The sequence below is a fragment of the Comamonas brasiliensis genome (genome assembly GCF_018292285.1).
GTDB lineage: Bacteria > Pseudomonadota > Gammaproteobacteria > Burkholderiales > Burkholderiaceae_C > Comamonas > Comamonas brasiliensis.
The window spans coordinates 178,850-201,922 of record NZ_JAANES010000005.1 but is presented as its reverse complement, the minus strand read 5'-3'; the positions used below and the strand labels follow the sequence as shown (position 1 = coordinate 201,922).

Annotated in this window: 21 protein-coding genes; all 21 read right to left on the bottom strand. The window is 61.8% G+C overall.

Annotation, left to right across the window (positions count from 1 at the left end; genetic code table 11):
• Positions 1–53 precede the first annotated feature (53 nt).
• Positions 54–1,604, bottom strand: a complete 1,551-nt coding sequence (gene ntrC, locus DJFAAGMI_RS20055; protein WP_043008447.1) for a nitrogen regulation protein NR(I) — start codon at positions 1,602–1,604, stop codon at positions 54–56.
• A 46-nt stretch (positions 1,605–1,650) separates the two neighbouring features.
• Positions 1,651–2,760 (bottom strand): nitrogen regulation protein NR(II), encoded by a 1,110-nt coding sequence (gene glnL / locus DJFAAGMI_RS20050; RefSeq protein ID WP_003053347.1) that lies wholly within the window; start codon positions 2,758–2,760, stop codon positions 1,651–1,653.
• A 36-nt stretch (positions 2,761–2,796) separates the two neighbouring features.
• Positions 2,797–3,309, bottom strand: a complete 513-nt coding sequence (locus DJFAAGMI_RS20045; protein WP_148729735.1) for a hypothetical protein — start codon at positions 3,307–3,309, stop codon at positions 2,797–2,799.
• A gap of 179 nt (positions 3,310–3,488) precedes the next feature.
• Complete coding sequence (gene glnA, locus DJFAAGMI_RS20040; protein WP_003053345.1) at positions 3,489–4,904, bottom strand: type I glutamate--ammonia ligase; 1,416 nt, start codon at positions 4,902–4,904, stop codon at positions 3,489–3,491.
• Positions 4,905–5,225: 321 nt separating this feature from the next.
• Positions 5,226–6,104 (bottom strand): EI24 domain-containing protein, encoded by an 879-nt coding sequence (locus DJFAAGMI_RS20035; protein WP_043008451.1) that lies wholly within the window; start codon positions 6,102–6,104, stop codon positions 5,226–5,228.
• A 14-nt stretch (positions 6,105–6,118) separates the two neighbouring features.
• Positions 6,119–7,099 carry a sterol desaturase family protein gene (locus tag DJFAAGMI_RS20030; RefSeq protein WP_211458639.1) on the bottom strand — a complete coding sequence of 327 codons (981 nt, stop codon included), beginning with the start codon at positions 7,097–7,099 and terminating at the stop codon, positions 6,119–6,121.
• Positions 7,100–7,120: 21 nt separating this feature from the next.
• On the bottom strand, positions 7,121–7,948 hold the full coding sequence (locus tag DJFAAGMI_RS20025; protein WP_211458637.1) for a polysaccharide deacetylase family protein: 828 nt from the start codon (positions 7,946–7,948) through the stop codon (positions 7,121–7,123).
• Positions 7,949–8,019: 71 nt separating this feature from the next.
• Positions 8,020–9,201, bottom strand: a complete 1,182-nt coding sequence (locus tag DJFAAGMI_RS20020) for a YncE family protein (protein ID WP_211458635.1) — start codon at positions 9,199–9,201, stop codon at positions 8,020–8,022.
• A 281-nt stretch (positions 9,202–9,482) separates the two neighbouring features.
• Complete coding sequence (locus DJFAAGMI_RS20015; protein ID WP_003053337.1) at positions 9,483–10,007, bottom strand: phosphoribosyltransferase; 525 nt, start codon at positions 10,005–10,007, stop codon at positions 9,483–9,485.
• A gap of 40 nt (positions 10,008–10,047) precedes the next feature.
• Complete coding sequence (locus DJFAAGMI_RS20010) at positions 10,048–11,424, bottom strand: adenylosuccinate synthase (RefSeq protein ID WP_167008345.1); 1,377 nt, start codon at positions 11,422–11,424, stop codon at positions 10,048–10,050.
• A gap of 37 nt (positions 11,425–11,461) precedes the next feature.
• Positions 11,462–12,610 carry an ATP phosphoribosyltransferase regulatory subunit gene (locus DJFAAGMI_RS20005; protein ID WP_003053335.1) on the bottom strand — a complete coding sequence of 383 codons (1,149 nt, stop codon included), beginning with the start codon at positions 12,608–12,610 and terminating at the stop codon, positions 11,462–11,464.
• A gap of 93 nt (positions 12,611–12,703) precedes the next feature.
• Positions 12,704–12,892 (bottom strand): DUF2065 family protein, encoded by a 189-nt coding sequence (locus DJFAAGMI_RS20000; protein ID WP_211458633.1) that lies wholly within the window; start codon positions 12,890–12,892, stop codon positions 12,704–12,706.
• Positions 12,893–13,027: 135 nt separating this feature from the next.
• Positions 13,028–13,918 carry a protease modulator HflC gene (gene hflC, locus DJFAAGMI_RS19995; RefSeq protein ID WP_003053333.1) on the bottom strand — a complete coding sequence of 297 codons (891 nt, stop codon included), beginning with the start codon at positions 13,916–13,918 and terminating at the stop codon, positions 13,028–13,030.
• A gap of 11 nt (positions 13,919–13,929) precedes the next feature.
• Positions 13,930–15,321 (bottom strand): FtsH protease activity modulator HflK, encoded by a 1,392-nt coding sequence (gene hflK, locus DJFAAGMI_RS19990; protein WP_211458631.1) that lies wholly within the window; start codon positions 15,319–15,321, stop codon positions 13,930–13,932.
• A 71-nt stretch (positions 15,322–15,392) separates the two neighbouring features.
• Positions 15,393–16,556: a GTPase HflX gene (gene hflX, locus DJFAAGMI_RS19985; RefSeq protein WP_003053330.1), complete on the bottom strand. Its 1,164-nt coding sequence runs from the start codon at positions 16,554–16,556 to the stop codon at positions 15,393–15,395.
• A 101-nt stretch (positions 16,557–16,657) separates the two neighbouring features.
• Complete coding sequence (gene hfq, locus DJFAAGMI_RS19980; protein WP_003053328.1) at positions 16,658–16,912, bottom strand: RNA chaperone Hfq; 255 nt, start codon at positions 16,910–16,912, stop codon at positions 16,658–16,660.
• A 104-nt stretch (positions 16,913–17,016) separates the two neighbouring features.
• Entirely contained in the window at positions 17,017–18,357 is a 1,341-nt protein-coding gene (gene der, locus DJFAAGMI_RS19975) for a ribosome biogenesis GTPase Der (protein WP_043008468.1), read from the bottom strand.
• 15 nt (positions 18,358–18,372) lie between these two features.
• Positions 18,373–19,548, bottom strand: coding sequence for an outer membrane protein assembly factor BamB (bamB, locus tag DJFAAGMI_RS19970; RefSeq protein ID WP_211458629.1), 1,176 nt, complete (start codon positions 19,546–19,548; stop codon positions 18,373–18,375).
• Between the two features lie 2 nt (positions 19,549–19,550).
• On the bottom strand, positions 19,551–20,228 hold the full coding sequence (locus DJFAAGMI_RS19965) for a YfgM family protein (RefSeq protein WP_167008362.1): 678 nt from the start codon (positions 20,226–20,228) through the stop codon (positions 19,551–19,553).
• A 49-nt stretch (positions 20,229–20,277) separates the two neighbouring features.
• On the bottom strand, positions 20,278–21,624 hold the full coding sequence (hisS, locus tag DJFAAGMI_RS19960) for a histidine--tRNA ligase (protein ID WP_211458627.1): 1,347 nt from the start codon (positions 21,622–21,624) through the stop codon (positions 20,278–20,280).
• Between the two features lie 157 nt (positions 21,625–21,781).
• A complete protein-coding gene (gene ispG, locus DJFAAGMI_RS19955; protein ID WP_211458625.1) occupies positions 21,782–23,062 on the bottom strand; it encodes a flavodoxin-dependent (E)-4-hydroxy-3-methylbut-2-enyl-diphosphate synthase in 1,281 nt (426 codons plus the stop codon).
• Positions 23,063–23,073: the final 11 nt, after the last annotated feature.

The window sequence follows — 23,073 nt, the reverse complement described above, 5'->3', positions numbered from 1 at the left end:
ACCATGTAGGACGAATAAAACCCACGCCGAAAGCGAGTGGACACTACAGCGTTTCAGTCGAAGTTTTCGTTCTCCAGCCCCAGCTCCTGCAGCTTGCGCGTGATGGTGTTACGGCCGATCCCGAGCCGGCTGGCCGCTTCCACGCGCCTGCCATGCGTGGCGGCCAGGGCCGTTCGCAGCAGCTGTGCCTCGAACTGGTGGGACAGCTGATCCCAGACGTCATGATGGCCTTGCGACAGCAGCTCCTCGGCCTGCTTGCCCAGCCCCTGCAACCAGCCTTCGGAAGGCGCTGCGGCCTCGGGCACAGACAGCGCCGCAGCACCGAGCGAGGACAGCGCAACCGGCTCGGGCGGACTGGTCTTGGACGGCTCCAGGCCCACGCCGGTGCTCAGGGCGCCGGCAAAGATCGCGGCACTGCCCGGCGCCGCACTGCCCAGCACTTCTGGCGGTAAGTCCTTGAGGGCGATCTGCTGGGCCGGCGCCATGACAGTCAGCCAATGGCAGATGTTCTCCAGCTGGCGCACATTGCCGGGGAAGTTGAAGGCCTGCAGGCGGCTCATGGCGGCCGTGCTCATACGCTTGGGCTCCACCCCCAGCTGGCGTGCGCTTTGCTGCAGAAAATGCTGGGTCAGCATGGGCACGTCCTCCTTGCGCTCGCGCAGCGCGGGCAGGCGCAGACGTATCACATTCAGACGGTGGAACAAGTCCTCGCGGAAAGCGCCATCCTTGACGCGCAGCTCCAGATCCTGGTGGGTCGCGGCAATCACGCGGACATGGGCCTTGACGGCCTGGTGTCCGCCCACCCTGTAGAAGTGGCCGTCGGAGAGCACGCGCAGCAGACGCGTCTGCAGCTCGAACGGCATGTCGCCGATTTCATCGAGAAACAGCGTACCGCCCTCGGCCTGCTCGAAACGCCCCCGGCGCTGGGTCTGCGCGCCGGTAAAGGCACCGCGCTCGTGACCGAACAGTTCGGACTCCAGCAGGTCTTTCGGAATGGCCGCGGTATTGATGGCCACGAACGGTCCGCCGGCAACGGGAGAATGCTTGTGCAGCGCCCGTGCCACCAGCTCCTTGCCGGCACCGGACTCTCCGGTGATCAGCACCGTGACATGGCTCTGGCTGAGTCTGCCGATGGCACGGAACACATCCTGCATGGCGGGCGCCTGGCCCAGCATTTCCGCCTGCACCGGCGCCTGGATATCGGCCACCTCCTCGCGCTGGCTCTCCTCCACGGCGCGCCGGATCAGCTCCACCGCCTTGGGTACGTCGAAGGGCTTGGGCAGATACTCGAAGGCTCCGCGCTGGAAGGCCGAGACCGCGCTGTCCAGATCGGAATAGGCGGTCATGATGATCATCGGCAGGCCGGGCTGCTGCGCCCTGACCTGCTCCAGCAGCTCAAGGCCCGAACCGCCGGGCATGCGGATATCGCTGACCAGCACCTGAGGAGCCTGACGCTCGGGATCGCTGTTGTCCACATCAGCCAGGGCCTTGAGCACATCGCGCGGCTGGGTAAAGCTGCGAATGGGCCAGCCTTCGCGCCCCAGTGCCTTTTCAAGCACAAAGCGGATGGAAGGGTCGTCGTCCACAATCCAGATTGGCTTCATTCGTGCAACATCCTTCCCTTCTTCTGCATATTGATAATGTCAGGCTTTATGGCAGCGGAATCAGGATCCGGAAATCCGTCCTCCCCGGCTGGCTCTCGCATTCGATCAAGCCATGGTGACGCTGTACAAAGGTCTGAGCCAGCGTCAGCCCCAGGCCGGATCCGCCATCTCGGCCCGAGACCAAAGGATAGAAAATTCGCTCCTTGATGGCATCCGGCACACCTGACCCGTTGTCGATTACATGCAATTCCAGTGCCAATCTGTAGCGCTCACGCCCCAAAGTGACCTGCCTGGCCACACGCGTCCTCAGGATGATCTCGGCATCGCCTTCTGCAATGCGCCGCCCCAGCGCCTGGGCCGCGTTCTGAACGATGTTGAGCAGGGCCTGGATCAACTGCGCGCTATCGCCTCTGAATTCCGGAATGGAGATGTCATAGTCACGCGTGATCCTGAGTCCCTGGGGATGTTCGACCAGCACCAGTGAACGCACGCGCTCGCAGACCTCGTGGATGTTGACGTCGCCGACCTCGTGGGGGTGGCGATGCGGGGCCAGCAGCCTGTCCACCAGTGCCTGCAGGCGATCGGCCTCATGAATGATGACCGTGGTGTACTCCAGCAGCTCGGGCATGACCAGATCCATCTGCAGCAGCTGGGCTGCACCGCGAATGCCGCCCAGCGGATTCTTGATCTCGTGGGCCAGATTGCGAATCAGCTCCTTGTTTGCCTGGGCCTGTTCGCGGATGCGCTCCTCGCGATCCTGGCGGGCCTGCTGTTCCAGCGGCCACATCTCCACCATGACATGGCCGGCCTTCTCGGCCAGCGAGACGGCAGCGTGAATCGGCAGCGGCTCCTGTCCCAGGCGTAGCAGGCTGGCCTCGAAGCGCAGTGCAGCAAAGTCGTTGGAACGGGCTCCGCTGAGTGCCTTGTCCAGCAGGGCTGGCTCGGCAAAGCAGGTGGCGAAGTCACTGCCGACCATGATGCGGCGGGACTGGCCCAGGGCATTTTCCAGCGCCGCGTTGACGAAGCGCACCATGCCGTACTCGTCAAGCACGGCAATCAAGGTGCAAAGCCAGTCCAGCGACTGGTAGCCATGACCATTGGCCTGATCCGGATCAGGCGTGGAGATATCGGGAATCGGGGCTGCAGTGGAACTCATGCGATTGACCAAAAATGACCAGCCCCAGGGGGCGGATTAGTTGACCGCAGGCAGCCGGTCCAGCTCTCGCTTGATGCCTGCGATATCACTTTCCTGGCGGGTGATATCGGCCTTGAGCTTGGCCACCCGCTCCGGGTAGCCCTGAGGATTGCGCAGCTCCAGCGCAGTACGCACGGGATTGCCATCGTTGTACTCCGCCTTGAGCTCGGCCAGTCTGGCCTGGGCCTTGTTCAGCTCGCCTTGCAAGATCGCGCGGGCATCGGAGTCGCGCGCCTTCTGCGCGGCACTGTCGGCGCGGGCAGGGGCCGCCTGGCTCGATGCAGAGCTGCCTGCCGGCTTGGGATTGGCCGGCGCCGCCGCAGCATTGCCGCCCGAGGGACGGGTGCCGTGAATCACCGTCACGCCACTGCCATCGACCGGCTTGCACCCCTTGGCCTTGGCCTGCGAAACATTGTTGGTGTACTCATTGCCGCAGCGGTAGATCACATCCTGGGCAGAAACCAGCCCGGATGCAAGACACAGCAACGACAACACATAAAACTTCTTCATTCGGTCCTCTCAGGCAGACGGCGGCCGCAAGTCCGCAATACCCTGAGTATCGCTCCAAGCCTGCAGCTTTTATTGACTACTTGACCGCCACCAACCTGTTTGGTTCCTTTGCTGGCACGTCCGGCGCAGCGTCCGTGCAATAAAAAAGGCGGCTTGCGCCGCCTTTGAGAACCTCTGCTTTACAGCGAGAAGTACATATCGTATTCGACAGGATGCACCGACTGGCGATAGCGAGTCACTTCGGTCATCTTCAGCTCGATGTAGGCATCCAGCATGCTGTCGGAGAACACACCGCCCTTGGTCAGGAACGCACGGTCGGCGTCCAGGGCTTCCAGAGCCTGGTCCAGGCTGTGGCAGACGGTAGGCACCAGCTTGTCTTCCTCGGGAGGCAGATGGTACAGATCCTTGGTCGCGGCTTCGCCGGGATGGATCTTGTTTTCCACGCCGTCCAGACCGGCCATCAGCAGCGCTGCGAAACCCAGGTAGGGGTTCATCAGAGGATCGGGGAAGCGGGCTTCCACGCGACGTGCCTTGGGGTTGCTGACGTAAGGAATACGGATGGAAGCGGAACGGTTCTTGGCCGAGTAAGCCAGCTTCACGGGCGCTTCGAAGCCAGGGACCAGACGCTTGTAGCTGTTGGTGCCGGGGTTGGTGATGGCGTTCAGGGCACGAGCGTGCTTGATGATGCCGCCGATGTAGTACAGGGCGAAGTCGGACAGACCGGCATAGCCGTCGCCGGCAAACAGGTTCTTGCCATCCTTCCACACGGACTGGTGCACGTGCATGCCGGAGCCGTTATCGCCAGCATAGGGCTTGGGCATGAAGGTTGCCGTCTTGCCGTAGGTGTTGGCCACGTTCCAGATGATGTACTTCTGCAGCTGTGTCCAGTCGGCACGCTCGACCAGGGTCGAAAAGCGCGTGCCGATTTCGTTCTGACCGGCGCCGGCCACTTCGTGGTGGAACACTTCGACGGGAATGCCGACGGCTTCCAGCAGCAGCGACATCTCTGCGCGCATGTCCTGGGTGCTGTCAACGGGAGGCACGGGGAAGTAGCCACCCTTGACGCGAGGACGGTGACCGCGGTTGCCGCTCTCGAACTTGGTGCCGGTGTTCCAGGGAGCCTCGTATTCTTCGATTTCGAAGAAGGGGTTGTGAGGCTCGGTGCCCCAGCGCACGCCGTCGAAGATGAAGAATTCGGGTTCGGGACCGAAGTAGGCGGTATCGCCCAGGCCGGAAGCCTTCAGATAGGCTTCAGCGCGCTTGGCGATGGAGCGGGGATCGCGGTCGTAGGCCTTGCCGTCACCGGGTTCGATCACGTCGCACTGCAGAATCAGTGTGGTTTCTTCGAAGAAGGGATCGATGTTGGCAGTGTTTGGATCGGGAACCAGCTGCATGTCCGAGGCTTCGATACCTTTCCAGCCGGCAACGGAAGAACCGTCGAAAGCATGGCCCGAGGCGAACTTGTCCTCGTCGAAGTGCGACACGGGCACGGTCACGTGCTGTTCCTTGCCGCGGGTATCGGTAAAGCGCAGGTCCACGAACTTGACCTCGTTATCCTGCACCATCTGCATCACGTCTGCAACGGTCTTCGCCATTAGATCTCTCCTGCCAACTTTGGCTGATCAAATAAAGAATGAATAGTATCTAGCAGTTTGCGTGCCAACTCTGCTTCAGCACCTCATCCCAGCATCCGTGCACTGAAATCGGGCTCCTGCAACAAGCTCCTCGCTACAAGACATAAGCACTTAGCAGAGCCGCATCTGCAAATTGCACCAAACCGACGCGCATTGTCTCACTGCCGGCACGCATTTCTCAAATGCACCATCTTGGTGAAAATAAACGCACTAATACAGTGCATTTCGTAAATAGGGTTGTTTTTGGTGCACGCGGCACGATTCGCCCGGTGGCAAGCGCTCTCAGCGAGCAACCGAAGCGGCATCGTCTGCACCAGGCGCGAACGGCACCTGGGGATCGGTAGCACTCGGCATGGTCTGCGCCCTCATCTGTTCCAGCGCCGCCAGACAGAAGTGAGCGAACCACAGCGCAGAGAAGGCAAACACCAGCGCATAGATCCAGATGGCAATGGGCACCAGAATCCAGAAAGCAGCCAGAAACAGCAGCCCGGAAATCCAGACCACACCGGGCGCTGCGCCCAGATAGCCACAGATCACCCCCATGAGAATGAGCGACATGCGGTGACGGGCAAACAGGGCCCGGCGCTCATCCTTGCTGGCATGCTCGGATAAGGCATCAAATGCCATGACCCTGTAGGTGAGCCAACCCCAGATCAAGGGGGCGACCACCAGCATCAGCGGCGGAAACACCCATAGCGGCAGGGTGACGAAAAGGGCCAGCAGCGCAATCAACGTGGAGCCGCCCGACCAGAGCAGGCTGGCGACGGTGGAGCCGCCATGCTTTTTCTCCAGCCCGGCAAAGCGCTTCTCGGCCACCAGCTGCGTCAGCACAGGCGCCATGAACAGGCCCACCAGCAGCAAAACCAGCACCACTAGAACCGGCGTGGCCCCCAGCACCACAAACATGGAGGCCACCACCTCAGAGGCATAGCCCACGCCACGCTCCTGCAGCCACAGCCACAGGGAGTGCAGCCAGCCCACCCCATCCAGCAGGCTTTGCACCTTGAGGACCGCATCGGCCCAGAAGAAGTAGCCCAGAAGCCAGGCCATCAAGGCCATGGCCAACAGCGGCAAGAGTGACCAGACAATGACCCGCTTATGCAGGCAATACGCCAAGGCACGCCAAAAAGAGTCGAGTAGCAAGCTCATGCTGGCAAGCATACTCAAGGATTGGCTTATGCGCGACCCATCAGTCGTAGGACAGCCAGCCACTGTTGCGCCCAGAAGCCGCGGCCATAGTCTCGCAGCTGCCCTTTCGCATTGGCCTGCACCTGATCGCGAATGCCCGTGGGGTCGTAGCGCAGATCGAAGTTGGCCGTGCCGAACAACATGTCCCACCAGGGCAGGAGCACGCCGAAGTTGTTGCCGTGGACCTTTTTGTTGCGCACCGGCGCCATCGGCTCGTGGCCGATACCGATGGCGTGATGGCGGCGATGAAAGCGCGGGCTGATCCACAGGCGCTCGCCCAGCTGGCCAAACCAGATGCGCACATTGGCGTGCTGAAAGCTCTCGCTGAGCTGGGTCAGAGCCACGATGGCCACGAACTGCCCGGGAGCCACGCCGATCAGCTGCGCCACCAGCACGATGATGGCGTCATGGATCACGTCGTCGAGCAGGTGATTGCGGTTGTCGCTCCACACTGTCATCTGGCGCTGCGAGTGGTGCACGGCATGCAGCTTCCACCACCAGGTAAAGCCGTGCTGGCCGCGATGAATCCAGTACTCGACCAGATCGAAGACGACCAGATACATCAGCAGGCTGACCCAGGCGTTATCCGTCACGCCCGGCCAGATGTCGTCAAGGTGAAAGCCCGGCAAGCCCCAGACATGGAGCTGACCCATGAGCGAATCCCACAGCGGGTCAATCGTGAAGAACAGGGCCAGCCGGAAAAGTCCCAGCCGATGAATCAGCGTATAGAGGATGTCCACACGGATCGCCTGGCGGTCGACCACGGGCTCGGCCGGCCTCCAGCGCTGCAGCGGCACGATCACCGCGACCATGACGGCAATCTGCAGCAAGCCCACCAGCAGCCAGCCCGTGGCGGTATAGCCATCCTCCAGCAGATTCGCCATGCCGAAATGAAACAGAAAAGGCTGCACCACGCCTTCAAACAAGCGTTGCTGCGCCTCTCCAAACATCTGTACCAACCAATCCACGACTCACTCCTCTTGCAGCACTCAGCGCTGCTGCGCGATCCAGCCCTGATACGTAGGGTGCTCAGCCAGCGTACGGAAGCAAAAACCCTTGTCCAGCAAACCCAGAATCAAGGGCTCCAGCACCGCCGGAGCCCATGGATCCTGACGCGACCAGATCCCCAGGTGCGCCAGCAAGATATCGCCGCTACCTATGTTTTTGAGTGCCTGGGCCAGCAAGCGTTCATTCGGATATTTGTCGCTGGGCAGCTCGTCGCCCAGAAAGCCCGCCGGCGCCCAGCCCACATGCTGAAAGCCGCCCTGCCGGGCCGCAGCAATCAACGCCGGCGACGTCTTGCCGCCCGGCGCACGATAGAGCGGCAAGGTCTTGCGGCCCGTGATCTGGGCCAGCCGCTGGGCGGAGCGCGCAATCTCCTGCCGATACTCATCAGCAGACACCACATAGGTCTGACCAGCCCTGGGACCGGCCGAGGGCCTGACCCGGAAATGCGTGACCTGCCCGCTGGCCTTGTCGCGAATATCGGCCAGCCAGTACATATGGTCGAAGGTATGGGACGCGAGCTGGTGCCCCTCGTCGGCACGCGCCTTCCACCAGGGCGCCCAGAAGTCGCCCAGACTGCTGCCCCCCTCTTTCGTGGCCTCATTGGCCGCAAAGAAGGTGACGGGAACCTTGTGCTTTTGCAGCACCTGGGCGACCCACTGGGCTATGCCCATGTGCCCGGTGTCAAAAGTCAGGTAAACCGCCTTGGAGCATGTACCTGAAGCTATTTTTTTTGAAGCTTCGGCAGCGAAGGCAGGAACGGCAGACAGGCCACCGACCAGCGAACCGAGCATGAAACAACGTCTTTGCATCCACCCTCCTTGAGGTGGTCAACACGAAAACCGGGCGTCCCGGCCACTCCGATGTGGCCGGAACAGGCGCTTCAGCGCGCAGCGTGGGACAGCGTCCAGACCCCGTGGGGCGACTTGCCCACATTGACCTGATTGACCACCTTCTTCTCTACCGTGTCGATCACCGACAGCTTGCGTGCCCAGCGCGAGGCCACAAAGATGTAGCGACCGTCGGCCGAGACATCCATGCAGTCAGGGCCGCCCGGTGCCGGGTAGTTGGCCACGACCTGGCTGCTGACCATATCGATCTTGCTGATGGTATTGGCCACGCGGTTGCTCACGTACAGGTGGCGATCGTCGCCGGCAGCGCGGAAGGCATGTGCGCCGGCAGCCGTCTTGATCTGGCCCAGGCTGCGGGGCTCGGCGCCGGTGATGTCGAACACCTCGACACCATCGCCGCCGGTCAGGCCGACAAACAGCTTCTTGCCGTCAGGGCTGCCGTAGACGTCCGCGGGCATGGGGCCAGTGGGCACGCGAGCCTTGATGGTCTGGGTGGCGATGTCGATGGCCACCAGGGCATCGCTGTCCTGCATGGTGGAGTACAGCGTCTTGCTCTGCGCGTCGATGAACAGATGGCTGGGCGTCTTGCCGGTGGAGACACGCTTGACCAGCGTCGGCGTCTGCGTGGCCGCGTCCCAGCGGTAAAAATCGATGTGATTGAGGCGGTTGGCTGCCGTGACGAACCACTTCATGTCGGGCGAAAAGCGCAGATGGTACGGGTCCACGATGTCGCGGATCACGCGCTGCACGGCACCTGTGCGCGGATCCACCAGGGTCAGCGAATCGCCCAGCGCGTTGGCCACCACCAGCGACCTCTCGTCCGGAGTCAGGTACAGGTGATGAGGTTCCTTGCCCGTGGGAATGCGCGACTGCTCTTTCCAGCTGATCGGATCGATCACACTGATGGATGCATCCAGGGAATTCAGCACAAAGATGGGCGTGGGGCCTTGCACGGCACGCGCTGCCTGTGCCGGCTTGACGGCAACAGGCGACGCAGGCGCAGCGCTGCTAGCAAGCGGCGCTGCGGGCGCGGCTGTTGGAGCGACCGCCGAAGCGGCAGCAGCAGCCGGTGCGGCTGCCTTGGCAGACTTGAAACCGGGCAATGCCGAAGCCCCCAACCATGCCGCGGCACCCACGCCCACGACCAATGCCACAGCAGCGCCAGTGCGCCCAATAGAAAGACGTCCCACAACCACCACCTTCTCAGAATCCATGCAGTGTAGCTGCGCCAATGCAGCCGCTGCCAACACAAGCCTTCTGGTTTACAAAGCTTGTTGAAATGCCACGCGAACCATGCCAGACCGGCGCAGGCCGCATCATGACAACAATTCAAAAACAGGAGCAGTTAGCGCCTGTATTTCTTACGATACAGCTTTAAAAAAGCCTGAAATCGTTGGAATAAAGGCACATGCCGCTCATCTATTGATGAACATCACTGCTCTATAAAAAAAGGAGCCCCAAACGGGGCTCCTTTGCCAACATCGGTGCCGGGTCCTCAGACCTTCCACTTCTCCGCCAGCTTTTCAGGATTCAGCGTGTCATAGCCTTCGAAAGGCTGGTGAATCCAGGGGTTGGTGCCCAGGAAGTCCACCGAGTAGTCGGGCTCGAAGGTCGACACGCCCTTGGTCCAGATCACGGCGCTGCGCAGCTCCGTAATCGGTGCGTAGTTGGTCTTGAGCATGGCGATCACGGCCTTGAGCGTGGCGCCCGAGTCCGCCAGATCATCCACCAGCAGCACGCGGCCGGAAATATCGCCCTTGGGCGTGGCGATGAAACGACCGATGTCCAGATGGCCCTGCACCGTGCCGGCTTCGGCGCGGTAGGAGCTGGTGGACATGATGGCCAGAGGCTTGTCGAAAATACGGCTCAGGATGTCGCCGGGACGCAGACCACCGCGTGCCAGGCACAGGATGGTGTCGAATTCCCAGCCAGACTGGTGGATCTTGATGGCGAGCTTTTCGATGAGACCGTGGTACTCGTCGTAGCTCACATACAGGTGCTTACCGTCTTCTGTCAGCATGGGCACAGTTCCTTTGAAAGTTCAGTAAAACCCAGCCCGATCAGGCGGCGCTGTACGGGTTGTGCATCAGGATGGTGTGATCGCGATCGGGGCTGGTGGACACCATGGCGATGGGCACACCGGTCACTTCGGCAATACGGTCCAGATAGCGGCGGGCATTCACGGGCAGCTTGTCGTACTCGGTCACACCCACGGTGGAGTCGGTCCAGCCGGGAATGGATTCGTAGATCGGCTTGCAGCGCTCGATATCGTCCGCACCCAGAGGCAGCAGGTCGATCGTCTCGCCGTCGAGCTCGTAGCCCACGCACAGTTGCAGCTCTTCGATGCCGTCGAGCACGTCCAGCTTGGTGATGCACAGGCCGGACAGGCCGTTAATCTGGGCCGAACGCTTGAGCAGCGCAGCATCAAACCAGCCGCAGCGACGCGAACGGCCGGTAGTCACGCCCTTTTCAGCGCCCACGGTGGACATGACCCAGCCGGGAGTGCCTTCCTTTTCCCATTCCAGCTCGGTAGGGAAAGGACCGCCGCCCACACGGGTGCAGTAGGCCTTGGTGATGCCCAGGATGTAGTGCAGCAGACCAGGGCCCACGCCGGCGCCTGCGGCGGCATTGCCGGCCACGCAGTTGGACGATGTGACATAGGGGTAGGTGCCGTGATCCACGTCCAGCAGCGTGCCTTGCGCGCCTTCGAACAGAAGGTTGCCGCCTTCGGCGTGCACCGCGTTGAGCTCGCGCGAGACATCGGCAATCATGGGCTTGAGTAGCTCGGCATGACGCATGGCTTCTTCGTACACGGCGTCGAACTGCACTTCGCCGTCCTTCATATAGGGAGCCAGGCCAGCGCCGAAGTCGAAGTTCTTGGAACCCAGCACATTCACCAGAATGTGGTTGTGCAGGCTCAGCAACTCGCGCAGCTTGGTGGCGAAGCGCTCGGGGTGCTTCAGATCCTGCACGCGCAGGGCGCGGCGGGCGATCTTGTCTTCGTAGGAAGGGCCAATGCCCTTGCCGGTGGTGCCGATCTTCTGCACGCCACCCTTTTCACGGGCCGCTTCACGTGCCACGTCCAGAGCCTGGTGGAAAGGCAGGATCAGCGGGCAGGCTTCGGACACGCGCAGGCGGTCACGCACCTGCACGCCGGCCTTCTCCAGGCCTTCGATTTCCTCAAACAGCTTGCCCACGGAGAGCACCACACCGTTGCCGATGTAGCACTTCACGCCGGGGCGCATGATGCCGCTGGGAATCAGGTGCAGAGCCGTCTTCACGCCGTTGATGACCAGTGTGTGACCCGCGTTGTGGCCGCCCTGGAAACGCACGACGCCGTTGGCGCTTTCGGTCAGCCAGTCGACCAGCTTGCCCTTGCCCTCATCACCCCACTGGGTGCCGACGACGACCACATTGCGACCTTTGGATGTATTCATATTCCAATCCGATAAATCGAAGAATTAGTCAAATGCCTTAAATGGCTTGCACGACCCATTGCCCGCCAACATTGGCAAGCTCACGGTCGCAGTGGAACTCGTCCACTTCGCTTTCATGCCCTGGCAGCACGCAGACCACCGTCTCGCCCTGCTGGCGCAATGCGGCAATGGCGGCAGCCACTTGCACGTCATCGCCCCAGGGAGCGCGAATGGCAGCCTTGAGCGGACGCTCGGGCACGACAGCCACCAGTTGTTTGATATCAAGACTGAAACCGGCAGCGGGACGGTTGCGCCCGAACACTGCACCGACTTCGTCGTAACGGCCACCGCGCACCAGCGCATCGCTGCCGCCGGGCACATAGATGGCAAAGCGCGTACCGCTGTAGTAGGAGTAGCCACGCAGATCGGCCAGGTCGAAACTGACCTTGACGCCATCGAGTCGCTGCACCAGCCAGCGCAGATGAGACAGCACATTGCGCACACCGGCAGTGCGATCCAGCAGCTTTTCAGCCTGATCGAGCACTTCCATGCCGCCGTACAGCTGCAGCAGCGCCATCAGGCCTTCACGCGAGGCCTCGGGGAAATCGCGGGTCAGTTGGGCCAGCTCGGTTGCGTCCTTGGAGGCCAGGGCCGCATGCACGCCTCGCAGCACCTGCTCGTCCACCATCACGCCGGCCAGCAGGCTGCGCACGATGCGCACATCGGCCAGATCCACGATGACGTCCTTGACGCCCGCGCCCTTGAGGCAGTCCAGGGCCAGATGCAGGGCTTCGAGGTCGGCTTCCAGGCCTTCGTGGCCATAGAGTTCGGCACCGAACTGGAACGGCTCACGCGTGGCACGCGGACGGTCGGGGCGTGCATGGACAACGGGGCCGCAGTAGCACAGACGGGTCACGCCCTTGCGATTGAGCAGATGCGCATCGATACGGGCTACCTGCTGCGTCATGTCGGCGCGCAGACCCATGGTGCGACCGGAGAGCTGGTCAATCAGTTTGGAGGTTTGAAGGGCAAGAGCTTCGCCTGTACCCGTCAGCAAGGACTCCAGATACTCCAGCATGGGTGGCATGACAAGTTCATAGCCATAGCTGCGCGCAGTATCGAGCAATCCTCGACGCAATTCTTCGATGTGCCGTGCCTCTGAGGGCAAAACATCGGCAATGTGATCCGGCAGGACCCAAGCAGACATGGAGAAATGGGGAGGCTGTTAAAAATGCGATTCTACCGGCTTTGCCAGCCCTGCCCAATTTGACCGCTAAGGCCTAGCCAGTATCGGCAGTATTCATAGCAGCATCAGCATGATGGCGCCTGCTGCGATACAGAGCAGTCCGCAAAAGCGCAGCTGTCCATCCCTGAGCTGCAGCAGCTGGGTAAACAGCTGCCGCCACAACCTGGGCGCGAACAGCGGAAGCAAGCCTTCCAGCACCAGCAGCAGGGCAAGCGCCAGGCCCAGTGTCTCCAGCCAATCCATTTCCATCTCCCCAATAGGCAATGGCCCTCGAGGGGCCATTGCTTTCGTCGTTGTCAAAGCTATCGGAACTTGCGCAAAGGAGAAGGCGCAACAGGCATTGCTATCGACAGAAAACCATGCCTGATCCGAACGTGCTTATTTGCCAGCGGCACCGCCATTGCGGTAGGTCTTGAAGAAGTCGCTTTGCGACGGGTCAAGCACCATCACGTCGCTCTTCTTGGAGAAGCTCTCCTTGTAAGCGTCCAGGCTGCGATAGAACTGCGCAAACTGCGGATCCTTGCCAAAGGATTCTGCATAGACCCGTGCGGCTTCGGCATCGCCCTCGCCCTTGACCTTCTGGGCATCGCGGTAAGCATTGGCAATGATGACGTCGCGCTGACGATCGGCCTCGGCGCGGATCTTCTCGCCTTCAGCAGCACCCGTGGAGCGCAGTTCGTTGGCCACGCGCTTGCGCTCGGCCTCCATACGGCGGTAGACGGACTCGGTGATGGTCTCGGCGTAGTCCACGCGGGTGATACGCACATCGACGATGTCCACGCCCCAGGGCTTGGAGCCGCGCACGGTTTCCAGAACCTCACGCTTGACATCAGTCATCAGCCCCTCGCGCTTGGAAGACAGCAGCTCGCGCACGGTGCGGCGATTGATCTCTTCCTGGAAGGCATTGCGCACCACGCGGTTGAGCTGCATGGCACCGGCAGATTCATCCAGGCCCACGTTACGGATGTATTCCGAAGGCTCGGAGATGCGCCAGCGCACATACCAGTCAATGACCACACGCTGCTTCTCGGCGGTGAGCATGGGCTCGGTATCGGTGCTGTCGAGCGTCAGCAGACGCTTGTCGATATAGCGCACGTTCTGCAGCGGAGGCGGCAGCTTGAAGTTAAGTCCCGGCTCGGTGATCACTTCCTTGATCTGCCCCAGCGCATAGACCACACCGAACTGACGCTGATCCACCACGAACAGGGTGGAACTCAGCAAGGCCAGCACCACGAGAATGCTGGTGACAAAAAATCCGATTCGATTCACTGCATTCTCTCCTAGCGTGCGTCACGGTCACGGCTGCGCGCATCGCGGCTGCGGGCGTCACCGGCGGGATTGGGAACTACACGTACGTTGGCTGGAGCCGAAGCGGCGCCGCCGGCAGCTGCATCACCCGACGCAGCAGGAGCAGTTGCGCCGCCGGTCACGTTCTGCATGATCTTGTCCAGCGGCAGGTACAGCAGATTGGAGCCCTGACGCGACTCAACCAGAACCTTGGTCACGTTGGTATAGACCTGCTGCATCGCATCGATGTAGAGGCGATCACGCGTGACCTGAGGAGCCTTCTGGTATTCGGAATACAGCGAGCTGAAGCGCCCTGCATCACCCTGAGCCTGGGCCACGATCTTGGACTTGTAGGCCGCAGCCTCTTCACCCAGACGCGCTGCAGCACCCGCTGCACGCGGCACCACATCGTTGGCATAGGCCTGGGCTTCGTTCTTCGCGCGTTCGCGCTCCTGACCGGCCTTGAGCACATCGTCGAACGAGGCCTGCACCTGCTCGGGCGGACGCACGCCGCCCTGCTGCATATTGATGCCCACCACTTCAACGCCGATCTGGTAGCGATCCAGAATGGTCTGCATCAGATCACGCACACGCGGGGCAATCTGGTCGCGCTCCTCGGACAGGGCCGCATCCATCTTCATCTTGCCGACGACTTCGCGCACGGCGGACTCCGCCACCTGAACCACGGCCTCGGAGGGATTGCGGCTCTCGAACAGCCAGTCACGCGCATTGCTCAGGCGGTACTGCACGGCAAACTTGATCTCGACGATGTTCTCGTCCTCGGTCAGCATGGCCGATGCCCGCAATCCCGTGCCACGCACGATATTGTCGCTGCCCACTTCGGCCGAGCGAATCTGCGAAACGTAGACCAGCTCATGCTTCTGGATGGGATAAGGCAGACGCCAGTTGAAGCCGGCGCCCACGGTACCCTTGTACTTGCCGAACTGCGTGATGACGGCCTGCTGGCCTTCCTGCACGATGAAGAAGCCGGTACCCAGCCAGATCAGCACGGCCACGCCGGCGATCAGGAAAATGCCCTTGCCAGGATTGAAAGGCTCGCCGGGCTGGCCGCCGCTGCGGCTCGGAGGCGCGCCGCGGCCATTGCCGGAGCCGCCGCCGAACAGGCCGGAAAGCTTGCGATTGAGGTCGCGCCACACCTCTTCCAGATCAGGCGGCTGGCCTTGCTGGGAAGAGGAAGGACGGGGACGTTGCTCGGGTGCAGGCGGCATCGGAGGACGCTCCCCTTCAGGTGCCGAGCTGTCCGGCTTGGAGCTATCTTCGTTGTTGTTGTCGCCACGACCCCAGCGCGGATCGTTCAAATTGAACATCCCGCGAATGCGTTGCGGCAGCATCGCCAGGCGATGGACGCGTTGTGAAAAATTCATGCGAGACGTCTCTGTGTTTTCAAAAAGACATGGACCATGGCAAGCATTGTGCCCAATAGGGACGCAAGCCCCTAGTATTGCGCGTCGTCATCAGGGGACATCCAGTACGTATCGTCCTGCCCCTCGACTTCTTCGCGTGCCGCCTCTTCACGTACCTGCAAAACCCGGTCAGCCAACATCTGCCGCAGCTGCGCAAGCCCCTGCCCCGAGCGAGCACTGACAAACACACGTGGCACCGGCACGCCATCGAGCTCATACATATCCTGCAGCACGGCAGGCTGACGCTCGGGCTCAATGGCATCCAGCTTGTTGAAAACCAGAATCTGGGGCACATCATCGGCCCCGATTTCACCCAGAACTTTTTGGACTTGTTGTATTTGTTCCGGGAATCCGGGGTTCGATGCATCCACGACATGCAGCAGCAGATCGGCGTCAATCGCCTCCTGCAAGGTGGCCTGGAAGGCATCCACCAGACCGTGCGGCAAGTCACGAATAAAACCGACGGTATCCGACAGGGAAACCGATTCCTCGGCCTCAGTCAGGTACATCTGCCGGGTGGTCGTATCCAGCGTGGCAAACAGCTGATCTGCGGCATAGGCGCGAGCCTTCACCATGGCATTGAACAGCGTGGATTTGCCAGCATTGGTATAGCCGACCAGGGAAATATTGAAAACTTCGCGACGCGAGCGCTGGCGCCTTTGCGTGGAACGCTGCTTCTTGACCTTTTTCAGGCGCTCCTTGGTGCGCTTGATGGCATCGTCAATCATGCGGCGGTCCAGCTCGATCTGCTTTTCACCGGGGCCGCCGCGGCCACCGATACCGCCGGCCTGACGCTCCAGGTGGCTCCAGCGGCGCACCAGGCGCGTGCTGATGTACTGCAGACGAGCCAGCTCCACCTGCAGCTTGCCTTCATGGCTACGTGCACGCTGGGCGAAGATTTCGAGAATCAGCATGGTCCGGTCGTTGACCGGCATCTGGATATGGCGCTCCAGATTGCGCTGCTGAGCCGGGCTCAGGGCCTGGTCGAACCAGACTTCCTTGGCGCCATGCATCTGGGCCAGCATGCGGATTTCATCCGCCTTGCCGCTGCCCACGAACAGCGCGGGATCGGGGGCTTTGCGCTTGCAGGTCAAGCGCGCCACGGGGTGCAAGCCAGCGGTCTGGGCCAGCAAGCCCAGCTCTTCCAGCTCGTCGTCGAAATGGGGAACACCAAAATCCACGCCCACCAGCAGCACTGGCGCAGACGCGGAACGTTCAAAGGATTCAGAACTCAAATACCTGTCCCGTAGGGTAAGAGCCGCGCCGGGCTGGCCGGCGGGCGTTGACGCAAGAAAGCTTAGGCAGCGGGGGCGTCGTTGTCAGCCGGCGTAGCGGCCGAGAAGTTCACGGCACGGCCGGGAACGATGGTGGAGATGGCGTGCTTGTAAACCATCTGGGTCACGGTGTTGCGCAGAAGCACCACGTATTGGTCGAACGACTCGATTTGGCCCTGCAGCTTGATGCCGTTGACCAGATAGATGGAAACGGGCACATGTTCACGACGCAGTGCGTTCAGGAACGGATCTTGGAGGAGTTGACCTTTATTGCTCACGATATTCTCCGTGTTCGAAGAGTGTTGTTGTAAACCGACACATTACCACAGGGCCCGGGGAAAACAGTGAAAAAGGGTTTTCCCTAGACGCAAGCAGACTGCAATTAATCCTTGTCGGCGTAAGGATTATGAGAGGTTTTCAAGTCGATGCGCAACGGGGTGCCGATCAAATTGAACTCCTTGCGGAAACGACCTTCCAGGAAGCGCTTGTAGGCATCGGTGACCAGCTCCAGCGAGTTGCCGTGGATCACGATGATGGGCGGGTTCATGCCGCCCTGGTGGGCATAGCGCATCTTGGGACGATAGGCCCCCACCTTCTTGGGCGTCTGGAACTGGATCGACTCCATCAGGATGCGTGTCAGCACCGGCGTAGGCATCTTGCAGGTGGCTGCACGATGGGCCTGGATGATGGATTTCCACAGCGGCTCGAGACCCTGGCGCTTCTGTGCCGAGATGAAATGCAGCGGCGCAAACTTCAGAAAGGACAGGCGCGTCTCGATGGAGCGCTCCAGCATCTGGCGCTGGTAGTCATCGACGGCATCCCATTTGTTGATGGCCAGCACCACAGAGCGGCCGCTCTCCAGGATATAGCCCGCGATATGGGCATCCTGGTCGGTCACGCCCTGCGTGGCATCGATCAGCAGCAGCACCACGTTGGCGCCCTCGATGGCCTGCAGCGTCTTGACCACCGAGAACTTCTCGATGGCTTCAAACACCTTGCCCTTGCGACGCAGGCCGGCGGTGTCGATCAGCTCGAACTTCTGGCCGTTGCGCTCGAAAGGCACTGTGATGGCATCGCGCGTGGTGCCGGGCATGTCGAAAGCCACCAGGCGCTCTTCACCCAGCCAGGTATTGATCAGCGTGGACTTGCCGGCGTTGGGACGACCCGCCACCGCCAGACGCACGGGCTTCTGGTCTTCCTCGCCAAACGTTTCCTCTTCGGGCTCGGGCAGGTTCAGCAGACCAAGGGCTGCATCGACCAGGCTGCGCACACCCTGACCGTGGGCTGCAGACACGGGCACGACCTCGCCGAGACCCAGCTCATAGAACTCGGACAGTTGCGCACCATCCTTCATGCCTTCGGCCTTGTTGGCCACCAGCATGGTGGGCTTGCCCAGACGGCGCAGGTAGTTGCCGATCTCGTGATCCTGACCGGACAGACCGGCACGCGCGTCCAGCACGAAGATCACGACATCGGCTTCCGCCACGGCTTGCTGCGTCTGCTTGGCCATCTCCTTGAAGATGCCGCGCGATGCGTCCGGCTCGAAACCGCCTGTATCGATGACGATGTACTCATGCTTGCCCTGACGGCCCTGGCCGTAATGGCGGTCACGCGTCAGTCCAGCAAAGTCGGCGACGATGGCATCCCTCGACTTCGTGAGTCGATTGAACAGCGTCGACTTGCCCACATTCGGGCGCCCTACCAGGGCAATAACTGGCTTCATTCCAAAAACAACCTATCAATCCGGCTTGAAGCCATACACAGTTCCGCTTCGGCTGACGACCACCAGAGTATTGGCGGCAACAACCGGGGAAGTGGCAACTCCTGCCTTGTCAGTTTCCAAACGGGCCAGTGCAGAGCCGTCTTCACGCGAGAGCATATGCACCGTCCCCAAATCATCGGCCAGCACCACGGAGCGGCCCAGCACCAGAGGTGCCGTCAGCTTGCGGTACTGCAGCTTGTCGATGGACCACAGACGCTGACCGTCTGAACGATTCCATGCCTGTACCGTGCCATTGCTTTCAGCGCCGAACACAGCCTGCTCGTCACCGGCCACGCCATCGCTGCCCTTGGAGGTCTGCGTCCAGCGCACATTGGCCGTGCTCACGTCCACGCAACCCACCGAGGCCTGGAAGGCACGTGCGCAGACGCTGCTGTCCACACGGCTGACAGGGCCGACCAGATCCACCAGTCGCTCCACATCGTTGGTGCCGCGCGGTGCGGCCAGAGGCGCCATCCAGCGCACCGAGCCATTGTCTGGATCGACACCGGCCAGGCGCCCGGAGACGCCCACCACCAGATTATTACCAACGGCCTGCAAAACGCCGGGCTGGCGCAGAATAAGCGGTTCATTGCTGGGGCCTTCGACCGACCACAGCTCACGACCGGTGCCGGCATCGTAGGCCGCCAGCGAGCGGTCGGCGGCCATCACGAACACGCGCCCGCCCGCCACCAGGGGCGGGGTATAGACGGCGGCGTTCAGATTGCTCTTCCACAGCTGCTTGCCTTCGGCAAACACCATGAGCTGGTTGCTGCGCGTAACCACCGCCGTGCGCTGGCCGTCGCTGCCCACACCGGTGGTCAGCGGCTCGCCCGCACTGAACTTGCCCAGCTGGCTGCCCGTATTGCCGTCCAGCGTGGTGACGCTGCCGTCCTTGGTGACCACGGTGACGGTGCTGCCCTGCACCAGCGCAGGCATGGCCAGCGGCACTTCGCTGCCCAGCTTGGCGGACCAGGCCTGGTGCACGGCGATCTTGGCGGGGTTGGGCCCCAGATCCTGTGGCTTGGGCTTGTCCTTGCCGCTGAACATGGAGCAGGCAGCCAGCGACGCGGCCACGGCGGTCAGCACCAGCACACGGGCTGCGGATTGCGCTGCGGGAGCAGCGGATTTCACTTGATGGGCAAAAGTCTTCAAGATTATTTCTCCGACGGCGTTGTCTTGACCAGGGTTGCGGTTTCAGGAGCCGCACCCAGCGCGTTCAGCTTGAATTCCACCAGGTGGCGGTAGTCCAGATCCTTGTCCAGCGCCTTGTAGGCTGCCTGGTACTGGGCAATCGCCTCGGCCGGCTTGCCCAGCGCGCCATACAGATCGCCGCGGCGGTCGGCCTGCAGACCGGCGTAGGACTCGGGCATGGAAGCTTCCAGCACCTTCAGGCCTTCGTCATAGCTTTTTTGCTGCTCCAGCACCGAAGACAGGCGAATGCGGGCCAGGGCCTTGAAGCCTTCGTCGCCCTTCTCTGCCACCCAGCTCAGCTGCGCCTTGGCGTCATCGAACTTGCCGGCATCCACCGAGGCCTTGGCCATCAGCAAAGCCGTCTGGGCGGCCTGCGCAGTGCCCGCGTACTTGTCACGCAGCTCGCTGAAGGCCTGATCTGCACGGGCTGCATCCTTGGCCGTCAGGGCTTCGTCCACCGCGAACTCCAGGGCCGAGGCCTGAGTCGCCTGACGCTTTTGCCAGTACTGCCAGCCGTTCCAGCCAGCCAGTCCGAGAAAGACCACGACCAGCACGCTGGTGATCAGAGTCCCCCAGGAATTCCAGAAATGCTTGAGCTGCTCAATTTGCTCTTGTTCTTCAAGATCGAGATGGTTTGCCATGGCTACTTAGATTGAGTGGAACGCTGGTCAGAAAACGAGAAGCGGAAAATCAAACCGCCGATTTTAGGCTGCCGGCCCACAGGGCCACGTCCGCCAGAGCTTGCTGCAGCTGCTGGCCTTCGCCGTCGCGCAGCGACTTCACGGTCACCTTGCCCTGTGCCAGCTCGTCGGCGCCGAAGATCAGGGCGAAGCGTGCACCCGAGCCATCAGCCTTCTTGAACTGGGACTTCATCGAGCCCATGCCTTCGGCCGAGCCGCCTGCGGCTGCGTGCATCTGCACCGCCACACCAGCGGTGCGCAACTGCTGCACGGTCTTGAAAACCTGGGGCAGCGCCGAGGCGTCGGGAATGATGGCGTAGACATCGGCTGCGGGCTGAGGAATCTCGGCCCCCACTTCCTTGAGCACTTCGAGCACGCGCTCGACGCCCATGCCCCAGCCTACGGCCGGTGCGGGCTTGCCGCCGATTTCCTCGATCAGGTAGTCGTAACGACCGCCGCCGCAGATGGTGCCTTGCGAGCCCAGCTTGTCGGTAATGAACTCGAACACCGTGAGGTTGTAGTAGTCCATGCCGCGCACCAGGCGCGGATTCAGGCTCCAGGCCACATCGTTGGCATCCAGAATGTCCTGCACGGCCTTCAGATGCGCCTTGGAGGCATCACCCAGATAGTCCATCAGCTTGGGCGCTGCGTTAACCATGTCCTGCATGGCCGGATTCTTGGTATCCAGCACGCGCAGCGGGTTGCTGTACATGCGGCGCTTGGCTTCTTCGTCCATCACCTCGGTGTGCTGTTCGAAGTAGGCGATCAAAGCCTCGCGGTGCGCCTTGCGCTCCTCGGGTTGACCCAGGCTGTTAAGCTCCAGGCGCACGCCATCGATGCCCAGCTCCTTCCACAGCTGCGCAGCCAGCAGGATCACCTCGGCATCCAGCTCGGGGCCCGCAAAGCCCATGGCTTCCACGCCGACCTGATGGAACTGGCGATAGCGACCGCGCTGGGGACGCTCGTGGCGGAACATCTGGCCGATGTAGAACAGGCGCTTGCCGCCTTCATACAGCAGATTGTTTTCCACCACCGAGCGCACCACGCCGGCCGTGCCCTCGGGGCGCAGGGTCAGGTGCTCGCCGTTGAGCTTGTCCTCGAAGGAGTACATCTCCTTCTCGACGATATCGGTCACCTCGCCCAGGCCGCGCACAAACAGGGCCGTGGGCTCGACGATGGGGGTGCGGATATTGCGATAGGCAAAGCGCCCCATCAGATCGCGCACCTTGGCTTCAAACCATTCCCAGCGCGCCGAGTCGGGAGGGAGGATGTCGTTCATGCCTTTGACGGCAGTCAGTTTTTCGTTCTTGGCCACGTGAAATCTCACACTTGGGCTACTAGCAAAACAAGAGCACATTGCGCTTGGCAACTATGCCTTCTAGCTAGAAACCTAATTCAAATCCATACAGATAGTGCGCAAGCAGCTATCAATTCCAAAGTACCGGCTCGTCGGCATTGTGCCAGCAAGCGCAATCACCACCCGCGTGACGGGACGCTGCGAGCGCCTGAGCCGCTCAGGCCTTCTGGCCGTAGCGGCGCTGCACATATTCCAGCACCAGGGTCTGGAACTCCTCGGCGATATGCTCGCCGCGCAGTGTCAAGGCCTTCTCGCCGTCGATGAACACCGGCGCCGCAGGCGCTTCGCCATTGCCGGGCAGGCTGATGCCGATATCGGCATGCTTGCTCTCGCCGGGGCCGTTGACGATGCAACCCATCACGGCCACTTTCATCGCCTCCACGCCGGGGAACTGGGTACGCCAGACCGGCATTTCACCACGCAGGAAATCGTCGATCTTCTTGGCCAGTTCCTGGAAGGTGGTGCTGGTCGTGCGGCCGCAGCCCGGGCAGGCCGTGACGCTGGGCACGAACACGCGCAGACCCAGGGCCTGCAGAATTTCGGAGGCCACTACGACTTCCTGCGTGCGTGCTTCGCCGGGCTGGGGCGTGAGCGAGACGCGAATCGTGTCGCCAATGCCCTCCTGCAGCAGCACGGAAAGCGCAGCGGTGGACGCCACCGTGCCCTTGGTGCCCATGCCGGCTTCGGTCAGACCCAGGTGCAGCGCGTAATCGCAACGACGCGCCAGCTCGCGGTAGACCGAGATCAGATCCTGCACACCGCTGACCTTGCAGGACAGGATGATGTTGTCGGGGTTCAGCCCCATGCTCTTGGCCAGCTCGGCCGATGTGATGGCCGAGGTGATCAGTGCCTCGTACATGACCTGACGCGTTTCCCAGGGCTGGGCACGCTTGCTGTTCTGGTCCATCAGCTCGGCCATGATTTCCTGGTCGAGCGAGCCCCAGTTCACGCCGATGCGCACGGCCTTGTCGTACCTGGCGGCAATCTCGATCATCTGACCGAACTGCTTGTCTTTCTTGTCGCCCTTGCCCACGTTGCCGGGGTTGATGCGGTACTTGGACAGCGCCTGGGCGCAATCGGGATAGTCGGTCAGCAGGCGATGGCCGTTGTAGTGGAAGTCGCCCACCAGCGGCACATACTCGCCCATGCGGTCGAGTTGCTCGCGGATATAGGGCACGGCAGCCGCCGCCTCGGGTGTGTTCACCGTGATGCGCACCATCTCCGAGCCGGCCTGGGCCAACTGACGCACCTGGATGGCAGTCTCCACCGCATCCACGGTGTCGGTATTGGTCATGGATTGCACGCGCACGGGCGCATCGCCCCCCACGGTGACCACGTTGTTGCGCCACACCACACGGGCCTGGCGCGATTTGCGCGGCAGCGGGCTGGCGATGGCTATCGCCTGGCTGAGCTGCTGCGAGCTTTGAGAATCTTGCACTCTTGTTTACC

Bases quoted from the DNA above. Each gene is read 5' to 3' on its own strand.
- ntrC (WP_043008447.1), bottom strand. From the start codon at position 1,604: ATGAAGCCAATCTGGATTGTGGACGACGACCCTTCCATCCGCTTTGTG.
- glnL (WP_003053347.1), bottom strand. From the start codon at position 2,760: ATGAGTTCCACTGCAGCCCCGATTCCCGATATCTCCACGCCTGATCCG.
- DJFAAGMI_RS20045 (WP_148729735.1), bottom strand. From the start codon at position 3,309: ATGAAGAAGTTTTATGTGTTGTCGTTGCTGTGTCTTGCATCCGGGCTG.
- glnA (WP_003053345.1), bottom strand. From the start codon at position 4,904: ATGGCGAAGACCGTTGCAGACGTGATGCAGATGGTGCAGGATAACGAG.
- DJFAAGMI_RS20035 (WP_043008451.1), bottom strand. From the start codon at position 6,104: ATGCTTGCCAGCATGAGCTTGCTACTCGACTCTTTTTGGCGTGCCTTG.
- DJFAAGMI_RS20025 (WP_211458637.1), bottom strand. From the start codon at position 7,948: ATGCAAAGACGTTGTTTCATGCTCGGTTCGCTGGTCGGTGGCCTGTCT.
- DJFAAGMI_RS20020 (WP_211458635.1), bottom strand. From the start codon at position 9,201: ATGGATTCTGAGAAGGTGGTGGTTGTGGGACGTCTTTCTATTGGGCGC.
- DJFAAGMI_RS20015 (WP_003053337.1), bottom strand. From the start codon at position 10,007: ATGCTGACAGAAGACGGTAAGCACCTGTATGTGAGCTACGACGAGTAC.
- DJFAAGMI_RS20010 (WP_167008345.1), bottom strand. From the start codon at position 11,424: ATGAATACATCCAAAGGTCGCAATGTGGTCGTCGTCGGCACCCAGTGG.
- DJFAAGMI_RS20005 (WP_003053335.1), bottom strand. From the start codon at position 12,610: ATGTCTGCTTGGGTCCTGCCGGATCACATTGCCGATGTTTTGCCCTCA.
- DJFAAGMI_RS20000 (WP_211458633.1), bottom strand. From the start codon at position 12,892: ATGGATTGGCTGGAGACACTGGGCCTGGCGCTTGCCCTGCTGCTGGTG.
- hflK (WP_211458631.1), bottom strand. From the start codon at position 15,321: ATGAATTTTTCACAACGCGTCCATCGCCTGGCGATGCTGCCGCAACGC.
- der (WP_043008468.1), bottom strand. From the start codon at position 18,357: ATGAAGCCAGTTATTGCCCTGGTAGGGCGCCCGAATGTGGGCAAGTCG.
- DJFAAGMI_RS19965 (WP_167008362.1), bottom strand. From the start codon at position 20,228: ATGGCAAACCATCTCGATCTTGAAGAACAAGAGCAAATTGAGCAGCTC.
- hisS (WP_211458627.1), bottom strand. From the start codon at position 21,624: ATGTGCTCTTGTTTTGCTAGTAGCCCAAGTGTGAGATTTCACGTGGCC.